General features: G+C 74.4%; 5 protein-coding genes. 3 read left to right on the plus strand and 2 right to left on the minus strand.

The features are described from left to right. Nucleotides 1-20: 20 nt before the first annotated feature. Nucleotides 21-869 carry a 5-oxoprolinase subunit C family protein gene (locus IE312_RS36550; protein ID WP_370467691.1) on the plus strand — a complete coding sequence of 283 codons (849 nt, stop codon included), beginning with the start codon at nt 21-23 and terminating at the stop codon, nt 867-869. A 141-nt stretch (nt 870-1,010) separates the two neighbouring features. Here IE312_RS36550 and IE312_RS36555 read toward each other — a convergent pair whose 3' ends face one another. Both IE312_RS36555 and IE312_RS36560 read right to left on the minus strand, forming a co-directional pair. After that, on the minus strand, nt 1,011-2,429 hold the full coding sequence (locus IE312_RS36555; protein ID WP_189986627.1) for a HEAT repeat domain-containing protein: 1,419 nt from the start codon (nt 2,427-2,429) through the stop codon (nt 1,011-1,013). Between the two features lie 300 nt (nt 2,430-2,729). Continuing rightward, nucleotides 2,730-3,122, minus strand: a complete 393-nt coding sequence (locus IE312_RS36560) for an ankyrin repeat domain-containing protein (protein ID WP_189986628.1) — start codon at nt 3,120-3,122, stop codon at nt 2,730-2,732. Nucleotides 3,123-3,405: 283 nt separating this feature from the next. Between IE312_RS36560 and IE312_RS36565 the strand changes: the two genes are divergently transcribed. Continuing rightward, nucleotides 3,406-3,600 (plus strand): hypothetical protein, encoded by a 195-nt coding sequence (locus IE312_RS36565; RefSeq protein WP_189986629.1) that lies wholly within the window; start codon nt 3,406-3,408, stop codon nt 3,598-3,600. Between the two features lie 40 nt (nt 3,601-3,640). Further along, nucleotides 3,641-4,721 (plus strand): P-loop NTPase family protein (locus IE312_RS36570; RefSeq protein ID WP_189986630.1); only part of this gene is annotated, 1,081 nt, incomplete at its 3' end.

Genomic DNA, 4,721 nt, shown 5'->3' on the forward strand with positions numbered 1-4,721 from the left:
TGACCGACCGTGCGCTCGTCGTGGTGCGCGCCGGGGCTCTGACCACCGTGCAGGACCGCGGTCGCCCGGGGTACGCGCACGTCGGCGTGCCCCGCTCCGGCGCGCTCGACGCCCCGGCGGCGGCGCTGGTGAACCGGCTGGTCGGCAATCCGCCGGACGCCGCCGTGCTGGAGACCACCCTGAACGGCTGCGCGGTGCGGGCGCGTGCCACGGTGACCGTGGCGGTCGGGGGCGCGCCCTGCCCGGTGGCGGTGGGCGGCCGCCCGGCCGCCTGGGGTGCGCCCCTCGTGGTGCCGGCGGGCGAGGTGCTGGAGGTGGGGGCGGCCACGGCCGGGGTCCGCGGCTACGTCGCGGTCGACGGCGGGATCACCGTGGAGCCGGTGCTGGGCAGCCGGGCCACGGACCTGCTGTCCGGCCTGGGTCCGGCCCCGCTGGCGGACGGCATGGTGCTGCCGCTGGGCGACCCGGCCGGCCCTCCCGCGCGCGTGGACGCCGCGCCGCAGCCGGGTGCCCCGGCCGAACTCGTGCTCCGGGTGACCGTGGGGCCGCGCGAGGACTGGTTCACGGCGCGGGCGGTGCGGGACCTGGCCGCGGGGGCATACCGGGTGTCCGCGGCGAGCAACCGCATCGGCCTGCGCACCGAGGGGCCCGCGCTGGAACGGGCCCGGACCGGTGAGCTCCCCAGCGAGGGCATGGTCCTGGGCGCGGTGCAGGTCCCGCCGGACGGGCACCCGGTGGTCTTCCTCGCGGACCACCCCACCACCGGCGGCTACCCGGTGATCGCCGTGGTCCGCGCCGCCGACCTGCCGGCCGCCGCGCAGGCGCCGCCGGGCACCCCGCTGCGGTTCGTACCGGTGCGGCGCCGCTGAGTCCCGGCCCCGGGAACACACCATCGGGTCGGCACGGCCGTCCGACCCGGCACGTCACCCGGCCGGCACGGCCGGCTGACCCGCACGTCACCCGGTGTTCACCCGGCGGGCGGTCGTCCGCCGGGGCAGTGCTGGCGGGGGTCAGCCGAGTGTCGCGTCCGGTCCGAAGCGGCTGCGGACGGCGGTCTGCACCTCGTCCTCCTCGGCCGGATCGGCGGCCAGGCGGCGCAGGCGCTCCACGACCCGGGCGTCGCCGGTCTCCGCGTGCCGGGCGGCGAGTTCGCGGGTGGTCTCCTCGCAGTCCCACAGGCATTCGACGGCGAAGCCGGCGGCGAAGGAGGGATCGGTGGCGGCGAGGGCGCGGGCGGCGCGGCCGCGGAGGTGGGAGGAGGCCGTCTCCCGGTAGACGTGGCGCAGGACGGGGGCCGCGCAGGCGATGCCCAGGCGTCCGGCGCCGTCGACGAGGGTTCCCAGGGCGGGCGTGTCCGGACCCTCGCCGCGTACGGCCTCGCGGAGGGCGCCGAGGACGAGGTCGCGGTCGCGGGTGCCGCCGCGGACGGCGAGCATGCGGCCGGCGGCGGCGCCGAGCGCGTCGGGGCGCTGGGCCCAGCGGCGCGCGCGGTCGACGGCGGCGACGCTGCGCATCCGTTCGAAGGCGTCCACGGCGGCCTCCACGACCAGCGCCGTGCCGTCGGCGACCGCGGTCTCGATCAGGTCGAGCGCGTCGCGGTCGTTGCTGTCGGCGAGGTAGCGCAGTGCGGTGCAGCGGGCTCCGTCGGTGCCGGTCCGGGCGGCCTGGACGATCTCCGGCCGGTCCTCGGGCCCGGCGACGGCGACCAGGCAGCGGGCGGCGGGCACATGGAGGGCGGCGCCGCGGTCCATGCCCTGCTGGGCCCATTCGAAGACGGCCCGCACGCTCCAGCCCGGGCGGGGCCCGGTGGGGCGCAGCTGCCGCTGCCAGCGGTCGAAGCAGCCGGCCTCCTGGGCGGTGCGTACCCGCGTGGCGACGGACGCGCGCGGGTCCTCGGCCCACAGCCGCCAGGGCCGTGGCTCGAAGGCGTCGCGTACGGCGGCGGCCAGTTCGGCCTCGCCCTCGGCGTCGGTGCCGAAGCGGGCCAGGACAGGGGCGGCGAGGGCGCGCAGGCCCGCGTCGTCGTCCCGGAGGGCCAGCTCGTCCAGGGCCCAGGCCCAGTTGGAGCCGTGCGCGGCGTAGCGGCGCAGCAGTTCCAGGGCGTCCCGCCGGCCGTAGGAGGCGAGGTGGCCGAGGACGGCCAGGGCCAGGCCGGTGCGGGACTCGTCGGTGTCGAGCACGTCCTCGGCGTCGAAGAGGTGCGCTTCCACGGCGTCCAGCTCGCCGTTCAGATCGAGGAAGAGCCGGGCGTAGTAGAGGGAGCGGTTCTCCAGCTGCCAGTCGTGGCGGGGGTCGCGCAGGACACAGTGGTTCAGGGCCGCGAGCGCTTCGGCGCGGGGGGCCGTCAGCGCGTGCAGCGTGCCGTCGCCACGGCCGCGCTGGAGCAGCCCGAGCAGCGTACCGCTGGGCGCTATGACCGGATCGAACATGGGAAACAGCCTCACATCAAGCGTCGACGCAACCGGGGAACACGCATTACCTGGCCGCGTGACACAACGTCGGAGCGCCCGCCGTCTCTTGCTTGCTGTAGACCATCTCTCTCTGCCTCTCGTCGGTGGCCCATGCGGACCGCATCACGGCCCGCGCGGTGCGGCAACACTTGCCCAGCCATCGCGTCCGTGAATCACGTCGTCATGATGACCCGCGGTGTGTGCTGCCGCGACCGTATTTCCGGCGGCCCCGTACCGCCTCCCCCGTTTTCCGTGTCGTACCTGGTCAGTGCGTCGACGTCAGTGGACGCCGAACAGTTCCAGCAGGTCTTTCTTGCCGAACATCCGGGCCGTGTCGACGGCCGACGGCGTGCCCGCGGAAGGGTCGGCTCCGCTCTCCAGGAGTGCCTTGATCACGTCCGTCTCCCCCTTGAAGACGGCACCGGCGAGCGGGGTCTGGCCCCGGTCGTTGATCTGGTCCGCCGTCGCGCCGCGGGCGAGCAGCGCGCGCACCGCGTCGGCGTGGCCGTGGTAGGCGGCGAGCATCACGAGGGAGTCGCCGCGGTCGTTGGTGAGGTCGGCCGGAACACCCGCGTCGACGTACGCCACGAGTGCCTCGGTCTGCCCCTGCCGGGCCAGATCGAAGATCTTGGTCGCCAGCTCCACGACCTCGGGGTCGGGGGCTTCGCTCATCGGCCGGACCACCTCTCCTTGCTCCTGCGGGGACTGCTTCCTACGAGTGAATCGCCAGCGTACTGGCTTCCGCGGCACATGACCCGATGTGCCCGAGGTAAAGATCAGCAGCAGCCTCCTCCTCAGGCAACTCCCCTGGTCAGCCGGGTGTCGGCCGGCTCCTCCGACCGGGGGAAATCAACCGATTTTCATCCAGTTGCACCTTTAATCGTATGGATACATCCTGTGATCCTGGAAGAACTCATGGTGACTGTCCCCCACCCTCGACACCAGGAGGCCCCAAATGATCCTCTCCCTCTCCGGCGTGCTGTTTCTCGGCGTCGTCGTCTTCCTGTTCTTCCGCAAGGACGGGCTGAAGGGCTCGCACGCCACGGTGTCGGCCCTGTTCGGCTTCTACCTGTCGACCACAGGCATCGCCCCGAGCATCAAGGCCGGAGGGGAGAGCCTGGCCAGCCTCTTGGGCGGCATCAAGTTCTGACCCCGCCCGTCCCGCACGCACCCGACCCCAGGAGACAGCAGTGGCCCGGCGCCCCCTCCCCCGCATTCTGAGCAAGGACAGCGCCCAGATCGCCCGGACGCAGCTCGCCCGGAGCAGGGAACTGGCCCGGACGGCGGCCGACAGCGCCACCGACGTCCTCCACCCGCTGATCACCGTCACCCGCGGGCTGCGCCTGCTGGCCTCGGCCGGCCGGCGCAGGTGGGCGGACACGCCCAAGGACAAGCGCGGGCCGCTGCTGTTCTTCGTGGCCTCCCTGGTCCTGCTCGTGGCCCTGATGCCGTACGGGCCGCTGTTCGCCGTCATCGCCGTGATGGCGGCAGCGGCCTGGCACGGCCGGGACCGCACCCCGCCGGCGCCCGACGGGCCCGACGAGTCCCAGGCCCAACGGCTCCAGTCGCTGTACGAGGCCCTGGTGCCGTACTTCTCCGGCGCCGAGGACCCCGCGCCGCTGTACGCGCACGGCGGCGACTGGGACAAGGCCTTCGCCGTGCAGGAGTTCGACGACGCCGGGCGGGTCGCGCACCTCGTGATCCGCTACCCCGCCTACTTCCCCGACGGCGAACCCGAGGCCCGCGCGCGCATCGAGCAGCTGCTCACCGCGAAGGCCGGGCGCAGCCGCGAGTACCACTTCGGGTGGGACGAGGCGGGCAACCAGCTCACCGTCACCGCGCTCGCCCCGCTGCCCGCCGACGTCCCCGCCCAGCGCTTCGTCACCGCGCCCGGCGAGACCGTCCTCGGCTTCACCGACCCCAGCGAGGTCCCGCGCACGCTCCCCCTCTCCTACGGGGAGGAGCAGATCGACATCCCGCCGGTCGTCTGGCGCACCGGCGTCCGCTCCAGCGAGCCGCACCTGCTGGCCCTCGGTCACCCCGGCAGCGGTGCGTCCACCCTGCTGCGCTCCATCGTCCTGCAGACCCTGCAGTACGGCGACGTCCTGATCGTGGACGGCGGCGGCACCGGCGAGTACGCGTGCCTGACCGGCCGGGCGGGCGTAGTGGCCGTGGAGTGCGCGCTGCCCGGGGCGCTGGCCAGCCTGGAGTGGGCCGCGCAGGAGACCGAGCGGCGGCTCATCGCGATCAACCTGGCGCGGCAGGCGGGCG

This window comes from Streptomyces capoamus, from assembly GCF_014654935.1.
Classification (GTDB): domain Bacteria; phylum Actinomycetota; class Actinomycetes; order Streptomycetales; family Streptomycetaceae; genus Streptomyces; species Streptomyces capoamus.

Bases quoted from the DNA above. Each gene is read 5' to 3' on its own strand.
- IE312_RS36555 (WP_189986627.1), bottom strand. From the start codon at position 2,429: ATGTTCGATCCGGTCATAGCGCCCAGCGGTACGCTGCTCGGGCTGCTC.
- IE312_RS36560 (WP_189986628.1), bottom strand. From the start codon at position 3,122: ATGAGCGAAGCCCCCGACCCCGAGGTCGTGGAGCTGGCGACCAAGATC.
- IE312_RS36565 (WP_189986629.1), top strand. From the start codon at position 3,406: ATGATCCTCTCCCTCTCCGGCGTGCTGTTTCTCGGCGTCGTCGTCTTC.